Below are 22,490 nucleotides of genomic sequence, written 5' to 3'. Positions count from 1 at the left end.
ACACGGGATGACGGACAAGAAGCCCCCGCATGCATTCGATCCAAAGCCTGTTCTCGATCTCATCGCCAGCATCGAGGCCGACCTGCAGCGGCTCAAAGGCCTGGTCGAGCAGCAGGCCGAAAAATTCGACCCCGCCAATCCGCACAACAAGACGCTGGACGGCAAGCTGACCGAGGAAGGCGTCGAATGCTGCTACCGCATGTTCGACGACGGCAAGTCGCGCTACACGGTCGCCCAGCAGATGAAGATCTCTTTTGCTGCCGCCACGCATCGTTTCAACAGCTGGCGCAAGCTCGGCGGCAAGAAGCGGACGCGCGCGCTGCTGGGGTGAGCAGCGGCCGCCCTTCGCTTCGTCATCCTCGGGCCTGACCCGAGGATCGATGCCGCGAGCGCTATTACGGAATGCAGAAGCGAGAGCGCGCTCTGGAGGACCCTGCGAAGAGTGTCCGTTCTGCTTCGGCTGCCCGCATCGCGAAGGTGCCGACATGGATTCCCGCGTCGCCTCGCTCCTTGCTCCGCCTGAGACTGACGAAGGTGACGGCCGTCGACGCTATCATCGCCAATATTGTCTCCATCACATTTTTTCGTTGGCGCGCCGCGGCGTTTTCCGTGCAGCATATGTGCATCATTCTCACGAGGCCCACCATGACCGCCCTCCCCGGCATCTCCGACATCCACGCCGCTGCCGCCAGGCTTTCCGGGCTGATCGTCGAAACGCCGCTGATCGAATCGCCGGAGCTCAATAAGCGCTATGGCGGCCGCATCCTGTTCAAGCCGGAGACGCTGCAGCGCACCGGTTCCTTCAAGATCCGCGGCGCCTACAACAAATTGTCGTGCTTGAGCGAAGAAGAGCGCAGCCGCGGCGTCGTCGCCTTTTCGTCCGGCAATCACGCGCAGGGTGTTGCCGCTTCGGCCGCCATGTTCGGCGTCAGGGCGGTCATTGCCATGCCCGCGGACGCGCCGGCGCTCAAGGTCGGCAATGTGCGCAAGATGGGCGCCGAGGTGGTGCCGTTCGACCGCTTCAACGACGACCGCTTGACGATCGTTCGTCCCTACATCGAAAAGGGCATGGCGCTGGTGCCGCCTTTCGACGATCCGGCCATCATTGCCGGCCAGGGCACGATCGGGCTGGAATTGGTGCGCCAGGCGAAGGCGCTGGGCGTCAGCCTGGACGCAGTTGTCGTGCCCTGCGGCGGCGGGGGTCTGTCGAGCGGCATTTCCGTCGCTGTGAAGGACGCCTCGGCACGGACGCAAATCTGGGCGGTCGAGCCGGAGCATTTCGACGACACGCGCCGCTCGCTCGCCAAGGGTGAGCGGGTCTCGAATCGACCCGGCCACGCCTCTATTTGCGATGCGATCCTGACCGCCGAGCCCGGTGCCATCACCTTCGAGATCAACCGCAAAAACCTCGCCGGCGCCATCGCCGTCTCGGACAAGGCCACGGCGCAAGCCATGCGCGACGCCATGGCGTGCTTGAAGCTGGTGGTCGAGCCCGGCGGCTGCGTCGCGCTCGCGGCGCTCGCGTCCGGCGAGATCGATCTCGCCGGCAAATGCGTCGCGGTGGTGCTTTCCGGCGGCAATGTCGGTTTCGGCACCTACGCGGAGATCATGGCGGGGGCCTGATCGGCCAGTCGCCGCTCAATCCAGCGTCCGCCGGAACCGCACCAGCGCAACGCCGGCGAACAACGCCACGAACACCACCAGCCAGCCGATCTCGGTCGCCACAGCCGGCAGTTCCGCGCTCTTCAGCATGACGGCGCGGGTGATGCGCAAGAAATGCGTCAGCGGAAAGATCTCGCCAAGGATCTGGGCCCAGCCAGGCATGCCGCGATAGGGGAACATGAAGCCCGACAGCATGATCGAGGGCAGGAAGAAGAAGAAGGTGAGCTGCAGCGCCTGCATCTGCGTGCGCGCGATCGTCGAAATCGTGTAGCCAAGCAGCACCAGCGCCAGCACGAACACCAGCACCGCCGAGAGCAGGAGCGACAGCGATCCCATGAAGGGAATGGAAAACAGGAGCTTCGCCGCCGCCAGCACCACCACCACCTGCACCGCGCCGACCACCAGGTAAGGCAGCACCTTGCCCAGCATGATCTCAAGCGGGCTGGACGGCATGGCCAAAAGGTTTTCCATCGTGCCGCGCTCGGTCTCGCGCGTCAGCGCGATCGAGGTCATCATCACCATGGTCATCTGCAGGATGACGCCGAGCAGGCCGGGAACGATATTGTATTGCGAGATGCCTTCCGGATTGTAGCGCCGGTGCACGACGACATCGAGCTGGCCGCGCGCCGCCTCCTTGGCCGCTTCCTGCATGCCTTGCGCTCTCAGCAGCGCCTGGCCGGCGACGGTGCTCAGCGTCGAGATGGCGCCGCTCGCCACCGCCGGATCGGTGGCGTCGGCCTCGATCAGGATCTGCGGATTGTCGCCGCGCTCCACCCGCCGCGCGAAATCGGCCGGGATGGTGACGACGAAGGCGACATCGCCGCGCGACATCAGGAACTCGGCTTGCAACGCACTTTGCGCCACATGGTCGAAACGATAGTAGCCGGTGGTCTGCAGCGCCGAGACCATCGCCCGCGTGTAGGGATCGCTGCTGGTCGCGACGAGTGCTGCCGGCAGGCTCTTGGGGTCGTTGTTGATGGCATAGCCGAACAGCACCAGCTGTATCAGCGGCACGCCCAGCATCATGGCGAAGGTGATGCGGTCGCGCCGCATCTGGATGAATTCCTTGATCAGCAGCGCGCCGAGTCTCGCGAATGAAAAGATCGCTCTCACGCCATCTCTCATGCCATGTTGTCCTTCGAGCCGGACATGAACTGGATGAAGACATCTTCCAGGCTGGTCTCGCCCGGCGCCACCGTCACGCCCTTGTGCTTCTTCTCGACATCGGCGAGCGCCTTTTCGAGGGCTGCCTTGTCGGAGCCGACGACATGCAGCGTGGCGCCGAACGGCGCCACCTGGTCGACGCCCGGACGCCCCTGCAGCGCCTCGGCCACGCGGTCGAGGCGCGGTCCCTGCAGCACGAAGGTGGTCAGGCCGGCATTCCTCACCACCTCGTCCACTGTGCCGGTGGCCAGCATCTTGCCGTAGGAGATGTAGCTGATGCGGTGGCAGCGCTCGGCCTCGTCCATGTAATGGGTGGAGACCAGCACGGTGAGCCCGCCGCTGGCCAGGCGGTGGATCTCGTCCCAGAACTCGCGCCGCGCCTTCGGGTCGACGCCAGCCGTCGGCTCGTCGAGCAGCAGCAGCTTCGGCTTGTGCATGATGCAGGCAGCGAGTGCCAGCCGCTGCTTCCAGCCGCCGGAAAGCGTGCCGGCGAGCTGGTTGCGGCGCGTCGTCAGGCCGAGTTCCTGCAGGGTGTGCGAGACATACTCCTCGACCGGCTTCAGCTGGTAGAGCCGCGCCACGAATTCGAGATTCTCGCCGATCGTCAGATCCTCGTAGAACGAGAATTTCTGCGTCATGTAGCCGACTTCGCGCTTGATCTTGAGCGCGTCGGTAAGGATGTCGAAGCCGAGCACCGTGCCTTCGCCCGCATCCGGCGTCAAAAGCCCGCACATGATGCGGATGGTCGTCGTCTTGCCCGAGCCGTTCGGCCCGAGGAAACCGACGATCTCGCCCTCGGCGACCGTCATCGTGACATGGTCGACGACGGTCTTGTCGCCGAAGCGCTTGACCAGCCCGCGGACGTCGATGACGTTCATCTGCCTATATCCGCCAGGTCGACATCGACGATCTGGCCGGGCTGCAAGGGATGAGCATCGCCCTCCGGCCGCGCCTCGACGAGATAGACCAGCTTCTGCCGGTTCTCGAGCGAATAGATCACCGGCGGGGTGAACTCGGGATCGGGCGACACATAGCTGACGCGTGCCTTCAAATCCGGCCCGCAACCGTCGCAACGGACGCTGAGCAGCGTGCCGACCTTGACCGAGGAGAAGGCCGTCTCCGGCACATAGACGCTGAGTTTTACCGCGCCGTCGGGCAGCATCGAGATCACCGGTGCGGTCGGTCCGGCCGTATCGCCCGGATTGCGGATCACGTCGTCGATGCGGCCGGGCGAAGGCGCCGCCAGCACGCGCTTGGACAGGCGCCACTCGGCTTGCCCCAATTCCGATTGCGCCTGCTTGACCTGGTTCTCGGCAGCTCTGATCGTTTCGGCCCGCGCCGGCAGGCCGCCGACGGCAAGGTTCGCCTCCGCCTGGCCGACCTGCGCGTTGGCGGTCTCCAGCGAAGCCGAGGCCGTGTCGTAATCGGCCTGGGTGCCGGTGCCGCGCTTGTAGAGATCGCTGGCGCGGTCATATTTGCGTTTGGCGTCGGCAGCCTGCGCCTTCGCCATGTCCACCTGCGCCTTGAGCACGGCGATCTCTTCCGGCCGCTTGCCCACCTTGAGGTCGGCAAGCTGCGCCTGCGCTTGGGCGAGCGCGGCCTGGGCTTGCGCCACGGCGATCTTGGCATCGGCGCTTTCCAGCGTCACCACCGGCGCGCCCGGCTCGACACGGTCGCCGCGCTTGACTGTCACGGTCTCGACCTGCGCGACTTCGATCGGCGCCAACAGCACATATTCGCCTTCGACATAGCCGACGGCAAGCGGGGCGGCCGGTGCGCAGGCGCCGAACAGCTGGGCCGCGAGCGGCAGCGAACAGAGTAAGCTCATGATTTGACCTTCCTGCCGGCGGCTGCGTCGCGCGCCGCCAGCATTGCCCTGAGGTTGTCGGTCGCGACCGCCACGACCTTGGCGGCCTCCCTGTCGCCGATCTCGCGCCAGCCCATCCTGCGCATCACCGCCTCGCGCCCGATGCGGAAATAGATGACCTGCCCGATGATGGTGAACACGGTGAGCCTGGTGGCCTCGCTCTCGGCCGGCTCGCCGGTCGCCTGCTCCCAGATCTGGCACAGCCGGCGATGCGTCGGTTCGAACACGCCGGCATAAATGCGGTCGAGCGCCGCCGTCGGGTGCGAGAGCTCGCGCAGTACGAATTGTACGATCTCGCCGGCCTGGGGACTTGCCACGACAAAGCCGACCATCCGCGCCAGCGCGACAAAGAGCTGCGCCCGGGCGGCTTCCGGGCTCGAAGGAGGCCCCGCCTGGGGTGCGCCCAGCGCCTGGCCGGCGATCCCCTGGATGGTCTCGACGATGAAGTCGGCGGCGGCGGCACGCAGCCCCTCCTTGCCGCCGAAATGATAGGCGATCGAGCCGATATTGGCCTTGGCCTCGGCCGCGATCTCGCGCGTCGAGGTGCCGTCGAAGCCCTGCCGGCCGAACAGCTTCAGCGCGGCCTGCACCAGCGCCGCGCGCGTTTGATCGGCGGGAGAGGCTTCGCGTTGCGGCCTTTTGGCGTTCGTTTGTTTGCTCATCCCCTTCATTTAATCAATCGATTGATTAAGTCAAGTTGAATTCCAACGCGGCTTGCCATCTTCCTGCGGGCGGGCTTTAGTGCGCGGCCATGGGCAAGGAAGTCGAGCGCAAGTTCCTGGTCGCTGATCCCGCCTGGCGCAGCCTGGTCGAGGCGCATATCCGCATTCGCCAGTTCTACGTCGCCGCGCAGCCCGGACGCACGGTTCGCGTACGCATCAGCGACGGAGGCTCCGCCGCGCTGACGCTGAAGTTCGGCAACAAAGCGCGCGAGCGCGACGAATTCGAATATCCGATCCCGCTCGCCGAAGCTGAGGAATTGATGGCCTTCGCGATCGGGCGTGTCATCGAGAAGACACGTCACCATGTTAGGCACCGCGGCTATCTCTATGAAGTCGATGTGTTCGGCGGAGTGCTCTCGGGGCTGGTGGTCGCGGAACTGGAGACGCCGGAGGACGTATCTGACGAAATGCTGCCCGACTGGCTCGGCCGTGAGGTCACCGGTGAGTCGAGGTTTTACAACGCGTCGCTGGCCCTCGGGGGGATTCCGGAGATAGCCGCATGAGCTTTCGCATCGATCCGCGCTTGCCGCTGACCGGCGAGGTCAGGCGCATATTGGCTGACGAGATCGGCAAGGCGCTTGGCCAACTCGAGACGGCGCGCGACAAGCCGGAGCAAGGACTGCACAAGTGCCGTAAGCGGCTTAAGTGCGTGCGTGCCTTGCTGCGCCTGGTTCGTTCCGGAGACGAACCGTTCTGCCAGACCGAGAACGAATGCTACAAACAAGTGTCGGCGCTGCTTGCCGGCCCGCGCGAGGCGACCGCTCTCATCGAGACCATAGACCGTCTGGCCTCTGCTTTTCCGGATGAGACCGCGGCCGGCGGGCTCGATCCCGTCCGCGAGCGGCTGGTGCTGCGCCAGCATGAGCTCCATGCCGGCCCCGGTCTCGACGCTGCCATAAACGCCGCGGTCGCTGCCTGCCGGGAAGGGCTGGAGCGTGTCGACCGGCTGTCGCTCCCCGATCAGCCCGAGCAGGCGGCCGACATACTGGCCGAAGGCGCCCGCGCCGCCTTGCGGCGGGCGAAAAAGGCGCTGGATAAGGCGAGCTCGCGCGGCGAGGCCGATGACTTTCACGACCTGCGCAAGGCGTGCAAGACGCATTCGATGCATCTGTCGCTGCTCGGCCGCCTGTGGCCGGCGCCGATCAAGGCGCGCCGCAAAGCGGTTGACAAGCTTGGCGAACGGCTGGGCGAGCTGCATGACGTCTTCGTCATGCGCGCGCTGCTCGCCGCCGCTGGCGAGCCGCTCGGTCCGCCCGAAGACACCAAGCTTCTGCGCAAGCTCTTGAAGCGTGCGGAAAAAAGCCTCAGCAAGACCTGTCTTGCCGATGCCGCCGAATTGTTCGGCGACAGCCCCAAGCGCTCGGCCAGAAAGCTCGCGCGCAAGGTGCGCGACGACCTCGCGCCGCCGCATGGGGAAGCCGGCTCGGCCGCGGCCTGACGCCTACGCCGGCAGCGGCCGCCTTGCTTTCGCCCCGGCATCCGTCCGCGCGCCGGCATCGCGCGGATGCGGCCCGATCGGCATGATCGCCGGAAACGGCGTCGCGCCGAAGGCGAAGGTCCATTTGTAGCCGATGAGCTGCTCTTCCGGCGTGGTGTGCTGGTCGTGATGGGCAAGCAGCCTGGCGCGCTCCGCCAGCTCCTCCGCCTCGCGCCGCACCATCTCCGCCGTTTCCGGCCGCATGCGCCGCGAGAAGCTGACGAAGGTCGCTTCCCGTTCCAGATGGGTTATCGCCCAGCCGACAAAATTCTTGTTGGTGGTCTCGAAATGCGGCCGCAGCGGCCCCTCGAAATCCCACTGGATCGGTGTCTCGACCAGCAATCTTGCCGACAGGCCGCGCCCGAGCGCCACCAGCCCAAGCTCTTCCAGGTCGCGCAGATAAAGAAACATCGAAGCTTCGCTGAGACCCTGTGAGCGCATGATGCCTTCGGGCGTGAATTTTTCGGACAGCATGATGAAGACGAAGAGCAGCGCCGGCCGCGCGGCGAGCTTGCGCTCGATCTCCGGCGCGACGTGGTTGGCCGGTCCCGGTCCCCGGTTCATCGAGCCCAGCACATTCTCCAGTTCCACGTCCGCAGCGGCGCAGATTTGCATCAGCCGATCGAGCTTGCAGTTGCGCTCATGGAAGATGCGCTTCACTGTCGGCTCGGAAACGCCCATGCGCTCGGCCAGCGCCCGGTAGGTCAGGCCCTTGGCCTTCAATGTCCGTTTCAGCGCCTCGAAGATCGGCCCGTTCATGGAATGCACCTCGTTTGCGCGAATTCGTATCGCTCCTCGATACTACGCTCGAACCGCCTTCCGGAAAAGTATCGAAAAACCTAGCTCTTGGCCGTACACAGGAGAGCATCATGAAAAACCTCATCGCTTCGACCTTTCTCGCCATCGCCGGCATCGCAACGGCTGCCACCGCCGAGGCCGGCGAGATCTGGCGCGCCGGCGGCTTCGAGCAGCCGGAATCGGCGCTGGTCGATGCCGCCAACAAGCGCATCGTCGTCTCCAACATCGTCGGCAATCCGGGCGAAGCTGACGGCAACGGCTATTTGTCGCTGCTGTCGCTGGACGGCAAGGTCATCAGCCGCCATTGGGTGGACGGCATGGACGCGCCCAAGGGCATGGCGATCGCCGGCGGCAAGCTTTACGCCGCCGACATCACCAAGGTCCGCGTCGTCGATCTTGCCAGCGGCAAGCTGGTCTCTACCATCGATGTGCCCGGCGCCGTCTTCCTCAACGACATGACCGCCGATGCCTTGGGCAAGGTCTATTTCACGGATATGCTCGCCGACACGATCTACCCTATCGACGGCGACAAACCGGAGCTGTTCATCAAGGATGCGCTGCTCGCCTCGCCCAATGGCGTCTTCGCCGACGGCGCTCGGCTGATCGTCGCGTCCTGGGGCAAGGGCATCAAGCCCGATTTCAGCACGGCGGCGCCGGGCGGCTTGCTGGCCGTCGACCTCGCCAGCAAGAAGGTGACGCCGCTGCCGGGCGCGCAAAACTTTGCCGACCTCGACGGCGTCGTCGCCATCGGCGACACGATCTATGCCACCGCCTACATGACCGGCACGCTCTATCGCTACAAGGGCGGCGCCGCGCCGGAAGCGATCGCCACTTTCAAGCCGGGCAGCGCCGATATCGGCACCGACGGCAACTCGACCATCTATGTTCCGCTGATGAACGAAGGCGCGGTCGCGGCGCTGAAGCTCGACTGAGGACGATTGCGGCGGGAACGAGGTCGATCGGGGCTGGACCGCCATATCGACGGGGCTGCCATCTGGTTCAGCCGCTCGCTCCGGGATATCCGGCAGCAACCGTCACATGGGCCAAGCCGTGAAGACATCCAGCCTGACCGGCGCCGCCGTTTCACCAATGATCCCGGTGCTCGTATGCGCACTGGCGATCTTCCTTTTGTCCGGGATGGACGCGGCAATGAAGTCCCTGGTCATCGCGGTCGGTGTGTACAACACGGTGCTGTGGCGCAGCCTGGTCTCGACCTTGATCGCGGGCGCGGCCTGGTCGGCGGGGCCGCGCTCGAAGCCCGCTCTTCCGGTGCTGGGGCTGCATGCGCTGCGCGCCGTGGTCGTCGGCATCGTCCTGGTTTCGTTCTTTTGGGGTCTCGCCAGATTGCCGCTCGCCGAGGCGATCGGGCTCAGCTTTGTCGCGCCCCTGTTTGCGCTTTTTCTCGCAGCCTTGTTGCTGGGCGAGAGAATCCGGCGCCAGGCGGTGTGGGCGTCGCTGGCCGGCATCGCCGGCGTCGCGATCATTCTGGCCGGCCAGTTCGGGCAGGCCGGCCACTCGCAGGATGCGCTCCTGGGCACGGCCGCGGTGCTCGTATCGACGGTGTTCTACGGCTACAATCTGATCCTCGCGCGGCGGCAAGCGCTGTTGGCCAAGCCGGTCGAGATCATGCTGTTCCAGAACCTCTGCATCGCTGTCGTCCTTGGTCTCGCCGCGCCGTGGCTCGCCGTGGCGCTGCCGAGTGACCTGTGGCTTCACCTCGTCGGGGTGGCTATGCTGTCGCTTGCCGGGCAATTCCTGATGAGTTGGGCCTACGCCCGCGCCGAAGCGCAATATCTCATCCCGACGGAATACTCGGCCTTCATCTGGGCGATCGCGCTCGGCTGGTTCTTCTTCGGCGAGGAGGTGGCCTGGACCACGCTGACCGGGGCTTGCCTGATCGTCGCCGGCTGCCTGATCGCGGCGCGCGCCAACCCGAAACTTGCCGAGCCGATCGAAGCGGCAGTTTGACAGAACATGTCGCTCTACGCGGACTACGATTGTCCTTTCAGCTGCGCCCGCGCGTCGCGAATCGAGGCGGCATAGGTGACCAGCGGCCGCTTGAGGCCGTGGTTGATCAGCATGCGCCGTGTCTGCGGCGCGGCGCCCGCGATGATGAAGCGCACGCCGGCGCGTCCGGCCTTGTGTGCGGCGCCCTCGATGACGTTTGCCGCCGTCGAGTCGAGGAACGGCACCGCCGAGCAATCGAGGATGAAATTCTTGCGCTGGTCTGCGATGCGGTCGAGCACGGCGCCGACGGTCGAGGCGGCACCGAAGAAGAATGCCCCGGAGATTCGATAGATGACGGTATCGGCGTCGGCCGCCTGGCTTGAATCATAAGTGGCGGCGCGATCGGCGACGTCCTCCGGCACCAGCGGCAGATCGGCCTCGACGGCGATGGACTTGGCCATGCGATCGATGAACAGGATCGACCCGAGCGCGAAGCCGACGACGATGCCTTCCGTGAGATCGCGGAAGATGACGATCAGGAACGTCGCCATCAGCACCAGCGCGTCGCCACGCGAGGCTCTGAGGAGCGTGACGAAAGCCTGCTTCTCGAACATGTTCCAGCACACGACGGCGAGTACGCCGGCCAATGCGGCGAGCGGGATGTAGCTGGCCAGGGGCGCCGCCGCCAGCATCAGGACAAGCAGGATCGCCGAATGCAGCATGCCGGAGACGGGGCCATGCGCGCCGGCCCTCACATTGGTGGCCGTGCGAGCGATCGTGCCGGTGGCACATATGCCGCCGAACAAGGCTGACGCGATGTTGGCGAAGCCTTGCGCCACCAGTTCGCAATTGGAGCGGTGCCGCCTTCCGCTCATGCCGTCGGCGACCACGGCCGAAAGCAGCGACTCGATTGCTCCGAGCAGCGCGAAGGCGATCGCGTCCGGCAGCACGTCGATCATCCTCTCAGGGCTGACCGGCGGCAGGGCTGGCCATTGCAGGTTCCGCGGGATGCCGCCATACCTCGTGCCGATCGTTTCCGCAGGCAGGGCGAACAGCCCCACGACCAGCGAGGCGATGCCGATGGCGATCAGCATCGCTGGCCATCTCGGCCGCCAGCGCCGCAGAAAGACAATGGTGAGGACCGTCAGCATCGCCACGAAGGTCGCGGCCGGACTGATCGTGCCGATCGCCTCGCCGATCGCGGTCAGCTTCGGCACCAGCGGCCCGGGCTCCCTGCTGGCGAGTTTCAGCCCGAGCAACTCGACGATCTGCCCGGAGAAGATGATGACAGCGATCCCGGCGGTGAAGCCGACGGTCACCGGATAGGGAATGAACTTGATGTAGGTGCCAAGCCTGAGATAGCCGATGGCGAGCAGGAAGACGCCGGCCATCATCGTTGCGAGCAGCAGCCCGTCGACGCCGACGCGCGCCACCGTCGCCGCTACCAGCACGATGAAGGCGCCGGCAGGACCGCCGACCTGGAAGCGGCTGCCGCCAAGCGCCGAGATGATGAAGCCGCCAACGATCGAGGTGTATAGGCCTCGCTCCGGCGTCACGCCGGACGCGATGGCGATCGCCATGGACAACGGCAGCGCGACGATGGCCACCGTCAACCCGGCGACGGCGTCAGCCCTGAAATGCGCCAGCGTGTAGCCTTCGCGCAGCACCGTGACCAGCTTGGGCGTGAACAGCTCGGCAAAGGCCGGCCGCGCCTGGGGGTGGATTGACCGCCGGACCTGATCCATGGACTGCCTTCCGCTCCGTAAGGGCGGCGGGATCGTCGGCAGGGCTGTCGGCGGTCGCCGTCGCGACTTCTTGTGCGGCTCAGCCTTGGGAGTTCTGCGGCGTGGCAGGCTTGAGGCGCACGCCCCTGCCGCCGCGCTCGCTGGCCTGGTTCTCGCCGATCAGCTCCACCCCGGCCTCGTCGAGTGCCTGGATGACCTTCATCAGCGTATCGACCACGCCTCTGACGACACCTTCACTCGCTTCCATGCGTTGGATGGTCGGAAGCGAAACCCCGGCGCGCTCGGCGAGCGTTTTCTGGTCGATACCGGCCAACGCCCTCGCGGCGCGCATCTGCGCGGCAGTGATCATTGGCCAGAACCCCTGTCTGAGTCTGCAGTATCAATGGATAATCCAAATATCATGATGTTTCAAGCATCATAACAAACAGTTTAAACATGAGCACTCATTCGCTGTCCGCCACCACTTTGCACCGCTGCAGCAGGCGCGCTGCAAGCCAGCACAACATGGCCCAGGCAAAGCCGGCGCACCAGCCGGCAAGCACGTCGGACGGCCAATGCACGCCGAGATAGACGCGGCTGGTTCCGACCAGCACCGTGGTGAGCACGGCGAGGCCGAGCACGAAGATCTTCATCCTGCGGTTCGGTAGGAAGCGCGCGGCGAGCGAGCCCAGCGTGAGATAGGTCACCGCCGACAGCATCGCATGGCCGCTCGGAAAGGAGAGCGAGGTCTCGTTGACGAGATGCGAGACGAGATCGGGGCGGGGCCGGTCGACCTCGAACTTGAGCAGGCTGGATGCCGCCTGGCCGCCCGCCACCGAAACGAACACGAACAGTGCGGTCGCCGGTCGGCGCATCAGCAGAAAATAGACGATCACCGCAGTCGTGATCAGCACCAGCACGCTGGTGCTGCCGAGCGCGGTGATATCGCGCACCGCGCCTTGCAGCCAAAGCGGACCGATCGGGCTGTCCGGCTGCCCGGCATGGCGGAAGGCGAGCAGGATTTCCGTGTCGAAGGCATGCGGAGTCGTGGCACGCGCCACCCCCATGAGTTCCACCAGGCCCCATAGCCCGCAGGCGATGGCCAGCCCGGCCACAAGCACCGGGAATTCTATTCTGTTGAGCAGCGCCTTGGCGGTCGATTTCATGCCGGGCCTGCTCCAACTACAGCCGCTGCATATAGGGTCCGAGCGTGATCAGCGCGACGGCGGCGATTGCCAGCACGACGCCTGTCGCTTGGAAAGTGTTGAGGCGCTCTCCAAAGAAGACCAGCGCCACGACATTGACTGAGACCAGCTGGATCACTGCCGACAGGCTGAATGACACTGACATGCCGAATTCGCGGATCAGCCTGAGCATGATCAGATTGCCGGCGGAATAGAGCGCCAGCGTCAGCACGATCTTGCCGAGACTTGGCGCCAATCCCCATTGTTTGGCCGCCATCGCGGCCAGCAGGAAAATCACAGTCGAAACGCCAAGCTGCGCCAGTCCCCAGAGACTCACCTTCATCCCTCCCGAAGCGGCCTTCGCCGCGCCGCTCGCCGCTTTTGTTTCCGAAGCGCGCGAAGCCGTCAAGCTGATGGCGTCGGGCAAGCTACGCTGCGACGGGATCGAAGGCGGAATCTCGCAAGGCAAGCCCCGCAGCCATGGTTGGCGTTCTTGCGCCGAGGCCGCTCGGGAGTCTGCTCGCCGTGTGTTGTGGGCCTCGTGTGGCGCCAATGCGTGGGCGAACACTCATCAGCCGGCAAATTGGCGTTGCTTAATGGAGCTGATGTCACGAAAATGTGATCGGCCGCCTATAGGGATCGACCGGTTACACGTTCCAGCCACCTCAAGAGCCAGAGGACAGCCCATGACCCAACCTGAGATCCGCTTCCGTACCAGCCAGCTCGAGGAGAATGACGGCCCGCCCGTCAATCCTACCGACAACCGCACGATGGGCGAGATCATCGCCGCGCGCTTCTCGCGCCGCGACTTCCTCAAGGGCTCGCTGGCTGTCTCGGCCATCGCCGCCACCGTGAGCCCGCTGGCGCTCGTCGCGGCAGACGAGGCGCGCGCCGCCGAGGCCTCGGCCTTCAAATTCGACGAACTCGAGGCCGGCATCGACGACAAGCACCACGTCGCGCCCGGCTACGATGCCGACGTGCTCTTGCGCTGGGGCGACCCGCTCTTTACCGATTCGCCGGAATTCGACCCGGCAAAACAATCGGCCGAAGCCCAGGCAAGACAGTTCGGCTACAACAACGACTATATCGGTTATATCCCGATCGAAGGCTCGGCCGAGCATGGCCTGCTGGTCGTCAACCACGAATACACCAACCCGCATCTGATGTTCCCCGGCATCGTCAAGATCGTCGACAAGGACGGCAAGAAGGCCGCCGAGGTGGCGCCGCTCAGCAAGGAGCAGGTCGATGTCGAGATGGCGGCGCACGGCGGCAGCATCGTCGAGATCCGCAAGGAGGGCGGCAAATGGCAGGCGGTGCGTGACGGCAAGCTCAACCGCCGCATCATGTCCACCACCGAGATGGCGCTGTCCGGTCCGGTAGCCGGCCATGATCGCGTCAAGACCAATGCCGACCCGTCCGGCACCAAAGTCTTCGGCACCCTCAACAACTGCGCCGGCGGCGTCACGCCTTGGGGCACCTATGTGATGGCCGAGGAGAACATCCACGGCTATTTCTCGGGCGAGCTGCCGGAAGGCCACAAGGAGGCCGCCAACTACAAGCGTCTCGGCATTCCGGAGGGCGCCTATGAATGGGGCGCGCATTACGATCGCTTCAACCTCGCCAAGGAACCGAACGAGCCCAACCGCTTCGGCTGGGTCGTCGAGGTCGACGTCAACGACCCCAATTCGGTGCCGAGGAAGCGAACCGCCATGGGTCGCTTCAAGCATGAGGGCGCCGAATCGATCGTCACCAAGGATGGCCGCGTCGTCTTCTATCTCGGCGACGACGAGCGCTTCGACTATGTCTACAAATTCGTCACCAAAGGCACGTTCAATCCGAACGACCGCGCCGCCAACATGAACCTACTCGACGAGGGCACGCTGCATGTCGCCAAATTCGCCGAGGACGGCTCGGTCGAATGGATGCCGATCGTGTTCGGCGAAGGTCCGCTGACGGCGGAAAACGGTTTCGCCAGCCAGGCCGACGTTCTGATCGAGACGCGTCGCGCCGCCGACCTGCTCGGCGCCACCAAGATGGACCGGCCGGAAGACATTCAGCCCAATGCCGGCAACGGCAAGGTCTATGTCATGCTGACCAACAATTCGAAGCGCAAGGCCGACCAGGTCGACGCCGCCAATCCGCGCGCGGCGAACGCCTTCGGCCACATCATCGAGATCGTCGAGGATGGCGGCGACTTCGCCGCCATGAAGGGCAAGTGGGAAGTGCTCCTGAAATGCGGCGATCCCTCGGTGGCCGACGTCGGCGCCACCTTCTCGACCGCCACCACCGCCAATGGCTGGTTCGGCATGCCGGACAACTGTGCCGTCGACTCGGCCGGCCGCCTCTGGGTCGCGACCGACGGCCAGGGCCCGAAGGCCACCGGCCGTACCGACGGCCTGTGGGCGGTCGACACCGAGGGCACGGCGCGGGCGACTTCAAAGCTGTTCTTCCGCGTGCCGATCGGCGCCGAGATGTGCGGCCCGCTATTCGCGCCGGACGACCAGACCGCCTTCGTCGCCGTCCAGCATCCGGGCGACGGCGGCGAGGACTGGGAAGCTTTCGGCCGCCCCTCCTATTACGAGGATCCATCGACCCGGTGGCCGGACTTCAAGCCGGACATGCCGGTGCGTCCGGCGGTCGTTGCCATCACCAAGCAGGGCGGCGGCAAGATCGCGGTCTGATTGGCGACTCGCTTAAGCAGGGGGAGGGTTGCGATGATCCGCGACCCTCCTCACCTTGCGATTACTCCACGCCTCGGACCACGGCCATGTTCAGGGTGGTTCTCAACCGGAAGCCGATGGCCTCGTAAAGGCCGACGGCCGGAGCATTGCTGGCGTAGGCGTGCAGGTATGGAACCTCGCCCCGCGCCATGATCCGGTTCGCCACGAACAGCGACAGCAGCTTGGCAAGGCCGCCGCCGCGGAAATCCGGATGCGTGCACACGCCGCTGAGCTCGGAGTAGCCGGGCTGCTTCATGCGCTCGCCGGCCATCGCCGCGAGCCTGCCGTCGATCTTCACGCCCCAGAACTCGCCGAGGCTCAAGGCCTCGAGCGTGAACGGGCCGGGCTTGGTGAGCGATGCCAGAGCGAGCATCTCGGCCGCATCGTCCGGCGTCAGTCGCTGCACGCGCTCGTCGGAGGCGGCTTCAACCGGCTGCTCGGCAACCATCTGCACCAAGGACGCGGTCGAAACCGCGGCAAGTTCCGAAGGCAGGGCGATCGGGTCCGTCTGAACCAGGATGGCGCTTTCAAGCGGCGGGAGCAGCTTGCCCAGGGCTTGCAGGCTTTCCGCATCGTCCGCAACGGTGGCGGCGAAGGGAACGATCGAGGGCCGGTACCGCCTGGCAAGGGTATCGCCTTCCGCAAAGGCCCGATGGCGCGTCGCCAATGCGCTCCAGATCGGACGGTCGAGAACATGTTTCATTGTGCGACGGCCTTGGGTGCGACTGTCTTGGCCTTGTCCGCCCGGCGGTCGAGCGGGGTCGCCGCCAGTCGATCCTCGATGGCGGCGAGCTGGCCAAGCAGCGGCCCGGAGAGGTCCGCGCACAATTCCGCGACCGCGCCCTCGATGCGCGGCCAGACGTCGTGCTTCGCGGCGTCGACCAGCCGCTGGCCGTCCGCTGAGAGGGAAACGATCCGGCGCCGCTGGTCGTCATCCGATGGTGTGACTTCGACCAGGCCGAGCTCGGTGAGCAGCGACACGGCCCGCGTCACGCCTGGCTGCGCGATGCCGAGCGACTGCGCCAGTTCGCCGACCGGCAGCGGCCCCAGCCTGTCGAGCGCGGCGAGCAGCGGATACTGACTCGACTGGATCCGCACATCCAGGCGATCGAGCACGCGCTGCGTGTCGGCCTGCAACTGCTCGCCAATGCGCTTCAGCCTGCTGCCGAGGCAGAGAAAGCCGAGGGACCGCAGAACATCTTCCATCGTCGAACTGCCGGAACAAAAAGGATAACATGATATATAACATCGCATGGAAATTGGCAATATGGTTTCACGATGCAGCCGGAGCGCCGGTTTTGGCCGGTAGACATTCCCTCTTCATTCGCCGCCGATAGCATCCTATATGGCGCTGGCGCGACATGACCGATCCGTCGCGCCAAGGCGACTGATTCGAGGCCCGTGGGCTCCGGGTCCTTCTTCATCGGCATGCGGACGCTTGATGCCATCCCTGCGCATCCATATCGACAGGTTTCTTGACGGCGCGGCGCCCAAGGTGCCGCGGCGCGAGCTGACGCATCTCGAGCGCCTGGCGCTGGTGCGGCGCCATGGCGACTTCTCGCTCGCCTATTCCACCGCCGTGCAGCAGAAGCTGTCCTACTTCAGCGAAGGCGATGGCTACATCGCATTCGGCACCAAGATGAAGCACCATTTCGCGCTGGGCGATCCGGTCGTCGATCCGCCGGACCGGCCGGGCTACATCAAGCGCTTCGTCGAGGCCGCCGGCGGCCCCTGGTTCGTTCAGATAAGCGCCGCCACGGCAAAGGTGCTGGCCGGGCTCGGCTATCAGATCAATCGGCTGGGCGTCGACACAAGGCTGCAACTGCCGGCGCATGATTTCTCCGGCAAGCGCAACGAGACCGTGCGCTATTCGGAGCGCTGGCTGGCGAAGAAGGGCTTCACCTTCGCCGAGGACAGGGCCAACATGCTGCTCGACGAGGTCTCGCGGCTGTCCGAGAACTGGCGCGGCGAGCGCATCGTCAAACGTTGGGAGATGGGCTTCCTCAACCGCCCTTTCGCCGATCATCTCGGCGCCGACATGCGCCGCTTCGTCCTCCACGGCCCACGGGGCGAGCTCGTCGCCATCCTCGATTTCGATCCGCTGTTCAGCAATGGCGAGGTCATCGGCTATACCACCGCCTTCAAGCGCAAGCAGGTCGACGCCACGCCGCATGCCGAGATCGGCCTGACCAAATTCGCCGTCGATCGCTTTCGCGAGGAGGGCGTTTCGGTGGTCACGCTTGGCCTGTCGCCGCTGCTTGACGTCGAACCGAGCGGCTTTGCCGAATCGAGCTTCTGGCGCAGCACCTTCCGGCGCGCCTACGAGTCGCCCTGGGTCAACCGCTCGCGCTTCAACCTGCAGGGCCAGGCCGCCTTCAAACGCCGCTTCCACGGGCTGGAGGAGCCGACCTACATTGCCTTCCGCAAGGGAACGCTGATGGAGATGCTTGGACTGCTGCGGCTGATCAAGGCGATTTGAAGCAAGCCCTGTTCGTCAATTCCTCAGCCGATACCCGGTCCTGAAAATCCACGCCACGATTGCGATGCAGGCGGCCAGGAACACCAGCGTCATGCCGAGGCTGACGCCGACCGAGACGTCCGCTTTGCCGTAGAAACTCCAGCGGAACCCGCTGATCAGGTAGACGACCGGGTTGAACAGCGTGATCGTCTTCCAGATGCCGGGCAGCATATGGATCGAATAGAAGCTGCCGCCCAGAAAGGTGAGCGGCGTGACGATCAGCAGCGGCACCAGCTGCAGCTGCTCGAAGGTCTTGGCCCAGATGCCGATGATGAAGCCGAACAGGCTGAAGGTCACTGCCGTCAGCACCAGGAAGGCGATCATCCAGAACGGGTGCTCGATCCTGAGCGGCACGAACAGCGCCGCGGTGGCCAAGATGATCAGCCCGAGCATGATCGATTTGGTCGCCGCGCCCCCGACATAGGCGATGATGATCTCGAGATAGGAGACCGGCGCCGACAAGAGCTCGTAGATCGAGCCGACGAATTTCGGGAAATAGATCGCGAAGGAGGCGTTCGAGATCGACTGCGTCAAAAGCGAAAGCATCATCAGCCCCGGCACGATGAAAGCGCCGTAGCTGATGCCGTCGATCTCGGTGATGCGCGAGCCGATCGCCGAGCCGAAGACGACGAAATAGAGCGAGGTGGAAATCACCGGCGAGACGATGCTCTGCAGCACCGTGCGGAACGCACGCGCCATCTCCATCCGGTAGATCGCCCACACTGCACGAAGGTTCATGGCCGCGCGCGGGTTCATGGCTCTTGCCTCAGCAGATTGACGAAGATCTCTTCGAGCGTGCTGTTTTTGGTGTCGAGATCGTGAAACTGAATGCCTGCGGCCTCGAGATCGCGGATCAGCGAGGCGACGCCCGGCCGATCGCTCTGGCTGTCATAGGTGTAGGTGAGTTCGTTGCCGTCCGCCGACAGTTCCAGCGCATAGCGCGACAGGCCCACGGGCAAGGCGGCGAGCGGCGCGCGCAGCTCCAGCGTCATCTGCTTGCGGCCGAGCTTGCGCATCAGCTCCGCCTTGCCTTCGACCAGGATGATCTCGCCGCGGTTGATGACGCCGACCCGGTCGGCCATGGCTTCGGCCTCCTCGATGTAATGCGTCGTCAGAATGATGGTGACGCCGTCCTCGCGCAGCCGCCTGACCATCGCCCACATGTCCTGGCGCAGCTCGACGTCGACGCCCGCCGTCGGCTCGTCGAGGAACAGCACGCGCGGTTCGTGCGACAGCGCCTTGGCAATCATCAGTCGGCGCTTCATGCCACCCGATAGCGTGATGGCCTTGGCGTCCTTCTTGTCCCAAAGCGAGAGATCGCGCAGCACCTTCTCGACGAAAGCCTTGTCGGGCGCCTTGCCGAACAGGCCGCGGCTGTAGTTCACCGTCGCCCAGACCGTCTCGAAGGCGTCGATGGTGAGCTCCTGCGGCACCAGCCCGATCAGGCTGCGCGCCGCGCGGTAGTCCCTGCCGATATCGTGACCATCGACGGTGACGCTGCCCGACGAGCGGTTGACGATGCCGCAGACGATCGAGATCAGCGTCGTCTTGCCGGCGCCGTTCGGCCCGAGCAGCGCGAAGATCTCGCCGCGCTCGATGTCGAGGTTGATTTCCTTCAGCGCCTTGAAACCGGTGGCATAGGTTTTCGTGACGCCGGAGATGGAGATGATGGGTGACATGCTGAAATATGGCCGGCTGGAAAACGTGACCTGATATAGGTCGGATGTCGTTTTATGCAAATCGGCAATCGACCGTGCTCCTGACAGTTCTCGACAGTCGCCGCCATTCGCGACGTCGAACGGCGCGGGCAAGCGGTCAGGCGATGCGTCTGTCCATGACCGCCCGGCGCTGCGACAACGCGCCTCGCGTGACGCCGCGCCGCTTTGACCGATGCGTGTTCGAAGCCTATCCTTCAAGCCTGAATTGCAGCCGGAGCCCAGCATGGACCCGCTCATCCTGTCGCGCATCCAGTTCGGCGCGAATATCTCGTTCCATATTCTGTTTCCGGCGATCACCATTGCACTTGGCTGGGTGCTTCTCTTCTTCAAGCTTCGCTACAACGCCACCGGCGACTCGGCCTGGATGCGCGCTTATTTCACCTGGGTGAAGGTGTTCGCGCTGTCCTTCGCCATGGGCGTGGTTTCGGGCGTCACCATGAGCTTCCAGTTCGGCACCAACTGGCCGGGCTATATGGAAACGGTCGGCAACATCGCCGGGCCGCTGCTTGCCTATGAGGTGCTGACCGCCTTCTTTCTAGAGGCGGCCTTCCTCGGCATCATGCTGTTCGGCTTCCGCCGCGTCTCCAACCGCATCCACACGCTGGCGACCGTGCTGGTCGCGGGCGGCACCACGGTTTCCGCCTTCTGGATCATCGCGCTGAACTCCTGGATGCAGACACCGGCCGGCTTCGAGATGATCGACGGCAAGGCGCATGCCCTCGACTGGTGGGCGGTCATCTTCAATCCGTCCATGCCCTACCGGCTGGTCCACATGCTGCTCGCCTCCGGGCTCACGGTCTCGTTCCTGATCGCCGGCTGCTCGGCGCTGCGCTACCTTTATGGCGACCGCTCGGAATCGATGTGGAAGGCGCTGCGCACCGGCGTCTTCGCCGCCGCCATCCTGATCCCGATCCAGATCTTTGCCGGCGACCAGCACGGCTTGAACACGCTCGAGCACCAGCCGCAGAAAATCGCCGCCATGGAAGCGAACTGGAACACCGGCGCCCACGTGCCGCTGGTGCTGTTCGCGCTGCCCGACGAGGCGGCCAAGGAAAACAGGTTCGAGCTCGCCATTCCCGACGGCGCCAGCCTGATCCTGCGCCACAGCACAAGCGGCGTCGTGCCCGGCCTCAACGACTATCCGGGCAACCACCCGCCGGTCTTCCCGGTGTTCTGGGGTTTCCGCGTCATGGTCGGCACCGGCATCCTGATGCTCATCGTCTCCTGGTCGGCGGCCTTCTTCCTCAAGCGTCGCCGCAGCCTGCCTAAGCCGCTGGCCCTCATCATGGTGCCGATGGCGCTCTCCGGCTGGCTGGCGACGCTGGCCGGCTGGTACACGACCGAGATCGGCCGCCAACCCTGGCTGGTCACCGGCGTGTTGAAGACGGCCGATGCCGTCGGTCCGGTCGCCGGCAGCCATGTCGCGCTGACCCTGGCCGTTTATCTCATCCTCTATGTGCTGCTCTTGATCGCCTATCTCGGCGTGCTGATGCATCTGGCGCTGAAGGCGGCCAAGGAAGGCGACACCTCGCCGTTGCCCGGCGTCATGAACGCCGCGATGTCGCAGCCGGCCGCGGGAGAATGAACATGCAGGAGCAAGACAAGCGGTGCGGTCGGTTCGATGCGCGGCTTTCTTCTGAGGTCGGCGCTGCCCCTGGCGTTGCGGCCGGCAGGGCGATGAGGAGCGGCGCCAACCTTCGCAATCGATCTGAAACGGTTGCTTCAAACAGTATGGCCGCAAGTCGGACCAATCTCGGTTGGAGGAAAGAAAGATGACCTTCGACTGGCCCACCGCGCTTCCGCTGATCTTTGCCGGCCTGATGGGCCTCGCCATCCTGATTTACGTCATTCTCGACGGTTTCGACCTCGGCATCGGCATCCTGTTCGCAGGCGCCGAAGATGCCGAGCAGGACACGATGATCGCGGCGATCGGCCCGTTCTGGGACGCCAACGAGACCTGGCTGGTGCTGGCGGTCGGGCTCTTGCTGGTCGCCTTTCCGATGGCGCACGGCACCATCCTCACCGCGCTCTATATCCCGGTGTTCCTGCTGCTGGTCGGCTTGATCCTGCGCGGCGTTGCCTTCGATTTCCGCGCCAAGGTGCCGGCCGGCAAGAAGCACCGCTGGAACCGGATCTTCTTTTTGGGCTCCACCATGGCCTCGCTGGCGCAGGGCTATATGCTCGGCGTCTATGTGCTCGGCCTCGATGTCGGCATTGGCGGCATGGCCTTCGGCGCGCTGGTCGCGCTCTGCCTGTCGGCGGCCTACGCGGCGATGGGCTCGGCCTGGCTGATCTACAAGACCGAGGGCGACCTGCAAGGAAAGGCGGTGCGCTGGCTGCGCGTCACGCTGGTGCTGACGGCGCTCGGCATGGTCGCGGTCTCTTTGGCCACGCCCTTCGCCAGCCCGCGCATCTTCGACAGATGGTTCCTCTGGCCGGAGATCCTCTATCTCTCGCCGCTGCCGATCGTATCGGCGCTTTTGTTCCTGTGGCTGTGGCGGCAGACGTTTCATCTGCCCAAGCCCGACGACCGGCATGCGCTGCGGCCCTTCCTGACCCTGGCCGCTATCTTCGCGCTCGGTTTCGCCGGGCTCGCCTGGTCGTTCTATCCCTATGTCGTGCCCGACAAGCTGACGATCTGGCAGGCCGCCTCGGCGCCGGAGAGCCTGGCCTTCATCCTGGTCGGCACCGTCGTCGTGCTGCCGATCATTATTTTCTATTCGTTCTACGCCTATCGCGTGTTCGGCGGCAAGGCGACGGATCTGACCTACGATTGAGCGCATAATCTCCCTCCTCGAGGGGGAGATGGCCGGCAGGCAGAGGGGGTCGGTCCGACTGGGCTCAGCCTGCTTTGCTGCAGACAGTCGGCGCTCCACGCGCGGCGACCCCCTCTGTCGCCTTCGGCGACATCTCCCCCTCGAGGGCAGGGCTATCGCATATGAGTAAAGAGTTCATAGAAGAAGTCTTTGCTCCAGTTGGCCCTGCGCAT

Annotated in this window: 23 protein-coding genes; 10 read left to right on the top strand and 13 right to left on the bottom strand. The window is 64.9% G+C overall.

The window, feature by feature from the left end:
- Nucleotides 1-7 precede the first annotated feature (7 nt).
- Both CK215_RS17770 and CK215_RS17765 read left to right on the top strand, forming a co-directional pair.
- Complete coding sequence (locus tag CK215_RS17770; RefSeq protein WP_067003166.1) at nucleotides 8-331, top strand: hypothetical protein; 324 nt, start codon at nucleotides 8-10, stop codon at nucleotides 329-331.
- Between the two features lie 314 nt (nucleotides 332-645).
- Nucleotides 646-1,623 (top strand): threonine/serine dehydratase, encoded by a 978-nt coding sequence (locus CK215_RS17765; RefSeq protein ID WP_095831807.1) that lies wholly within the window; start codon nucleotides 646-648, stop codon nucleotides 1,621-1,623.
- A 15-nt stretch (nucleotides 1,624-1,638) separates the two neighbouring features.
- On the opposite strand, the gene CK215_RS17760 is transcribed toward CK215_RS17765, so the two are convergent.
- From CK215_RS17760 to CK215_RS17745, 4 genes are read right to left on the bottom strand one after another with little or no spacing between them, the layout of a single operon-like run.
- Nucleotides 1,639-2,775: an ABC transporter permease gene (locus tag CK215_RS17760; RefSeq protein ID WP_095831806.1), complete on the bottom strand. Its 1,137-nt coding sequence runs from the start codon at nucleotides 2,773-2,775 to the stop codon at nucleotides 1,639-1,641.
- Between the two features lie 8 nt (nucleotides 2,776-2,783).
- Entirely contained in the window at nucleotides 2,784-3,704 is a 921-nt protein-coding gene (locus CK215_RS17755) for an ABC transporter ATP-binding protein (protein WP_095776790.1), read from the bottom strand.
- Nucleotides 3,701-4,654 (bottom strand): HlyD family efflux transporter periplasmic adaptor subunit, encoded by a 954-nt coding sequence (locus CK215_RS17750; RefSeq protein ID WP_095776791.1) that lies wholly within the window; start codon nucleotides 4,652-4,654, stop codon nucleotides 3,701-3,703. Before CK215_RS17750 ends, CK215_RS17755 begins: the two co-directional genes overlap by 4 nt.
- A complete protein-coding gene (locus tag CK215_RS17745) occupies nucleotides 4,651-5,355 on the bottom strand; it encodes a DUF1956 domain-containing protein (protein WP_095782052.1) in 705 nt (234 codons plus the stop codon). The genes CK215_RS17750 and CK215_RS17745 overlap by 4 nt, the downstream gene beginning before the upstream one ends.
- 89 nt (nucleotides 5,356-5,444) lie before the next feature.
- On the opposite strand from CK215_RS17745, the gene CK215_RS17740 reads away from it, so the two are divergent.
- Together CK215_RS17740 and CK215_RS17735 are read left to right on the top strand one after the other, a co-directional pair.
- Nucleotides 5,445-5,918, top strand: coding sequence for a CYTH domain-containing protein (locus tag CK215_RS17740; RefSeq protein ID WP_095776792.1), 474 nt, complete (start codon nucleotides 5,445-5,447; stop codon nucleotides 5,916-5,918).
- A complete protein-coding gene (locus CK215_RS17735) occupies nucleotides 5,915-6,853 on the top strand; it encodes a CHAD domain-containing protein (RefSeq protein ID WP_067003154.1) in 939 nt (312 codons plus the stop codon). The genes CK215_RS17740 and CK215_RS17735 overlap by 4 nt, the downstream gene beginning before the upstream one ends.
- 3 nt (nucleotides 6,854-6,856) lie before the next feature.
- Here the strand turns inward: CK215_RS17735 and CK215_RS17730 are convergent, their stop codons facing one another.
- A complete protein-coding gene (locus tag CK215_RS17730) occupies nucleotides 6,857-7,651 on the bottom strand; it encodes a helix-turn-helix transcriptional regulator (protein ID WP_067003152.1) in 795 nt (264 codons plus the stop codon).
- Nucleotides 7,652-7,761: 110 nt separating this feature from the next.
- Here CK215_RS17730 and CK215_RS17725 point away from each other — a divergent pair, with 110 nt between their 5' ends.
- Nucleotides 7,762-8,622 (top strand): ATP/GTP-binding protein, encoded by an 861-nt coding sequence (locus CK215_RS17725; RefSeq protein ID WP_095831700.1) that lies wholly within the window; start codon nucleotides 7,762-7,764, stop codon nucleotides 8,620-8,622.
- A gap of 106 nt (nucleotides 8,623-8,728) precedes the next feature.
- Entirely contained in the window at nucleotides 8,729-9,658 is a 930-nt protein-coding gene (locus CK215_RS17720; protein WP_095831699.1) for a DMT family transporter, read from the top strand.
- 23 nt (nucleotides 9,659-9,681) lie between these two features.
- Here the strand turns inward: CK215_RS17720 and CK215_RS17715 are convergent, their stop codons facing one another.
- The 4 genes from CK215_RS17715 to CK215_RS17700 all read right to left on the bottom strand — a co-directional run bounded on the left by CK215_RS17715 (nucleotide 9,682) and on the right by CK215_RS17700 (nucleotide 12,882).
- Nucleotides 9,682-11,382 carry a SulP family inorganic anion transporter gene (locus tag CK215_RS17715; RefSeq protein WP_095831698.1) on the bottom strand — a complete coding sequence of 567 codons (1,701 nt, stop codon included), beginning with the start codon at nucleotides 11,380-11,382 and terminating at the stop codon, nucleotides 9,682-9,684.
- A 79-nt stretch (nucleotides 11,383-11,461) separates the two neighbouring features.
- Nucleotides 11,462-11,731: a helix-turn-helix transcriptional regulator gene (locus tag CK215_RS17710; protein WP_067003144.1), complete on the bottom strand. Its 270-nt coding sequence runs from the start codon at nucleotides 11,729-11,731 to the stop codon at nucleotides 11,462-11,464.
- A gap of 94 nt (nucleotides 11,732-11,825) precedes the next feature.
- Complete coding sequence (locus CK215_RS17705; RefSeq protein WP_095831697.1) at nucleotides 11,826-12,527, bottom strand: phosphatase PAP2 family protein; 702 nt, start codon at nucleotides 12,525-12,527, stop codon at nucleotides 11,826-11,828.
- Between the two features lie 16 nt (nucleotides 12,528-12,543).
- A complete protein-coding gene (locus CK215_RS17700; RefSeq protein ID WP_067003308.1) occupies nucleotides 12,544-12,882 on the bottom strand; it encodes a hypothetical protein in 339 nt (112 codons plus the stop codon).
- 349 nt (nucleotides 12,883-13,231) lie between these two features.
- On the opposite strand from CK215_RS17700, the gene CK215_RS17695 reads away from it, so the two are divergent.
- Nucleotides 13,232-15,226, top strand: coding sequence for a PhoX family phosphatase (locus CK215_RS17695; RefSeq protein WP_095831696.1), 1,995 nt, complete (start codon nucleotides 13,232-13,234; stop codon nucleotides 15,224-15,226).
- 61 nt (nucleotides 15,227-15,287) lie between these two features.
- Here the strand turns inward: CK215_RS17695 and CK215_RS17690 are convergent, their stop codons facing one another.
- Both CK215_RS17690 and CK215_RS17685 read right to left on the bottom strand, forming a co-directional pair.
- The gene (locus CK215_RS17690; RefSeq protein ID WP_095831695.1) at nucleotides 15,288-15,968 is read right to left on the bottom strand and encodes a GNAT family N-acetyltransferase; all 681 of its coding nucleotides are present in this window, start codon (nucleotides 15,966-15,968) and stop codon (nucleotides 15,288-15,290) included.
- Nucleotides 15,965-16,471, bottom strand: a complete 507-nt coding sequence (locus tag CK215_RS17685; RefSeq protein WP_067003136.1) for a MarR family transcriptional regulator — start codon at nucleotides 16,469-16,471, stop codon at nucleotides 15,965-15,967. The genes CK215_RS17690 and CK215_RS17685 overlap by 4 nt, the downstream gene beginning before the upstream one ends.
- Nucleotides 16,472-16,706: 235 nt before the next feature.
- Between CK215_RS17685 and CK215_RS17680 the strand changes: the two genes are divergently transcribed.
- Complete coding sequence (locus tag CK215_RS17680) at nucleotides 16,707-17,744, top strand: phosphatidylglycerol lysyltransferase domain-containing protein (RefSeq protein WP_095831694.1); 1,038 nt, start codon at nucleotides 16,707-16,709, stop codon at nucleotides 17,742-17,744.
- A gap of 15 nt (nucleotides 17,745-17,759) precedes the next feature.
- Here CK215_RS17680 and CK215_RS17675 read toward each other — a convergent pair whose 3' ends face one another.
- Nucleotides 17,760-18,521 carry an ABC transporter permease gene (locus CK215_RS17675; RefSeq protein WP_067003307.1) on the bottom strand — a complete coding sequence of 254 codons (762 nt, stop codon included), beginning with the start codon at nucleotides 18,519-18,521 and terminating at the stop codon, nucleotides 17,760-17,762.
- Between the two features lie 14 nt (nucleotides 18,522-18,535).
- Nucleotides 18,536-19,462 carry an ABC transporter ATP-binding protein gene (locus tag CK215_RS17670; RefSeq protein ID WP_095831693.1) on the bottom strand — a complete coding sequence of 309 codons (927 nt, stop codon included), beginning with the start codon at nucleotides 19,460-19,462 and terminating at the stop codon, nucleotides 18,536-18,538.
- Nucleotides 19,463-19,724: 262 nt separating this feature from the next.
- On the opposite strand from CK215_RS17670, the gene CK215_RS17665 reads away from it, so the two are divergent.
- Together CK215_RS17665 and CK215_RS17660 are read left to right on the top strand one after the other, a co-directional pair.
- Entirely contained in the window at nucleotides 19,725-21,086 is a 1,362-nt protein-coding gene (locus CK215_RS17665; protein ID WP_095831692.1) for a cytochrome ubiquinol oxidase subunit I, read from the top strand.
- Between the two features lie 187 nt (nucleotides 21,087-21,273).
- Nucleotides 21,274-22,278, top strand: a complete 1,005-nt coding sequence (locus CK215_RS17660) for a cytochrome d ubiquinol oxidase subunit II (RefSeq protein WP_067323390.1) — start codon at nucleotides 21,274-21,276, stop codon at nucleotides 22,276-22,278.
- The last annotated feature ends 212 nt before the right edge of the window (nucleotides 22,279-22,490 follow it).

The sequence above is a fragment of the Mesorhizobium sp. WSM3864 genome, assembly GCF_002294955.1.
In the GTDB taxonomy this organism is placed as follows: Bacteria; Pseudomonadota; Alphaproteobacteria; order Rhizobiales; family Rhizobiaceae; genus Mesorhizobium.
Note: the sequence above shows the minus strand (reverse complement) of the source record. Positions and strands in the feature narration are given on the sequence as shown.

Coding starts and splice junctions, on each gene's coding strand:
- CK215_RS17770 (WP_067003166.1), top strand. CDS start 8: ATGACGGACAAGAAGCCCCCGCATGCATTCGATCCAAAGCCTGTTCTC.
- CK215_RS17765 (WP_095831807.1), top strand. CDS start 646: ATGACCGCCCTCCCCGGCATCTCCGACATCCACGCCGCTGCCGCCAGG.
- CK215_RS17755 (WP_095776790.1), bottom strand. CDS start 3,704: ATGAACGTCATCGACGTCCGCGGGCTGGTCAAGCGCTTCGGCGACAAG.
- CK215_RS17750 (WP_095776791.1), bottom strand. CDS start 4,654: ATGAGCTTACTCTGTTCGCTGCCGCTCGCGGCCCAGCTGTTCGGCGCC.
- CK215_RS17745 (WP_095782052.1), bottom strand. CDS start 5,355: ATGAGCAAACAAACGAACGCCAAAAGGCCGCAACGCGAAGCCTCTCCC.
- CK215_RS17740 (WP_095776792.1), top strand. CDS start 5,445: ATGGGCAAGGAAGTCGAGCGCAAGTTCCTGGTCGCTGATCCCGCCTGG.
- CK215_RS17735 (WP_067003154.1), top strand. CDS start 5,915: ATGAGCTTTCGCATCGATCCGCGCTTGCCGCTGACCGGCGAGGTCAGG.
- CK215_RS17730 (WP_067003152.1), bottom strand. CDS start 7,651: ATGAACGGGCCGATCTTCGAGGCGCTGAAACGGACATTGAAGGCCAAG.
- CK215_RS17725 (WP_095831700.1), top strand. CDS start 7,762: ATGAAAAACCTCATCGCTTCGACCTTTCTCGCCATCGCCGGCATCGCA.
- CK215_RS17720 (WP_095831699.1), top strand. CDS start 8,729: ATGGGCCAAGCCGTGAAGACATCCAGCCTGACCGGCGCCGCCGTTTCA.
- CK215_RS17715 (WP_095831698.1), bottom strand. CDS start 11,382: ATGGATCAGGTCCGGCGGTCAATCCACCCCCAGGCGCGGCCGGCCTTT.
- CK215_RS17710 (WP_067003144.1), bottom strand. CDS start 11,731: ATGATCACTGCCGCGCAGATGCGCGCCGCGAGGGCGTTGGCCGGTATC.
- CK215_RS17705 (WP_095831697.1), bottom strand. CDS start 12,527: ATGAAATCGACCGCCAAGGCGCTGCTCAACAGAATAGAATTCCCGGTG.
- CK215_RS17695 (WP_095831696.1), top strand. CDS start 13,232: ATGACCCAACCTGAGATCCGCTTCCGTACCAGCCAGCTCGAGGAGAAT.
- CK215_RS17690 (WP_095831695.1), bottom strand. CDS start 15,968: ATGAAACATGTTCTCGACCGTCCGATCTGGAGCGCATTGGCGACGCGC.
- CK215_RS17685 (WP_067003136.1), bottom strand. CDS start 16,471: ATGGAAGATGTTCTGCGGTCCCTCGGCTTTCTCTGCCTCGGCAGCAGG.
- CK215_RS17680 (WP_095831694.1), top strand. CDS start 16,707: ATGCCATCCCTGCGCATCCATATCGACAGGTTTCTTGACGGCGCGGCG.
- CK215_RS17675 (WP_067003307.1), bottom strand. CDS start 18,521: ATGAACCTTCGTGCAGTGTGGGCGATCTACCGGATGGAGATGGCGCGT.
- CK215_RS17670 (WP_095831693.1), bottom strand. CDS start 19,462: ATGTCACCCATCATCTCCATCTCCGGCGTCACGAAAACCTATGCCACC.
- CK215_RS17665 (WP_095831692.1), top strand. CDS start 19,725: ATGGACCCGCTCATCCTGTCGCGCATCCAGTTCGGCGCGAATATCTCG.
- CK215_RS17660 (WP_067323390.1), top strand. CDS start 21,274: ATGACCTTCGACTGGCCCACCGCGCTTCCGCTGATCTTTGCCGGCCTG.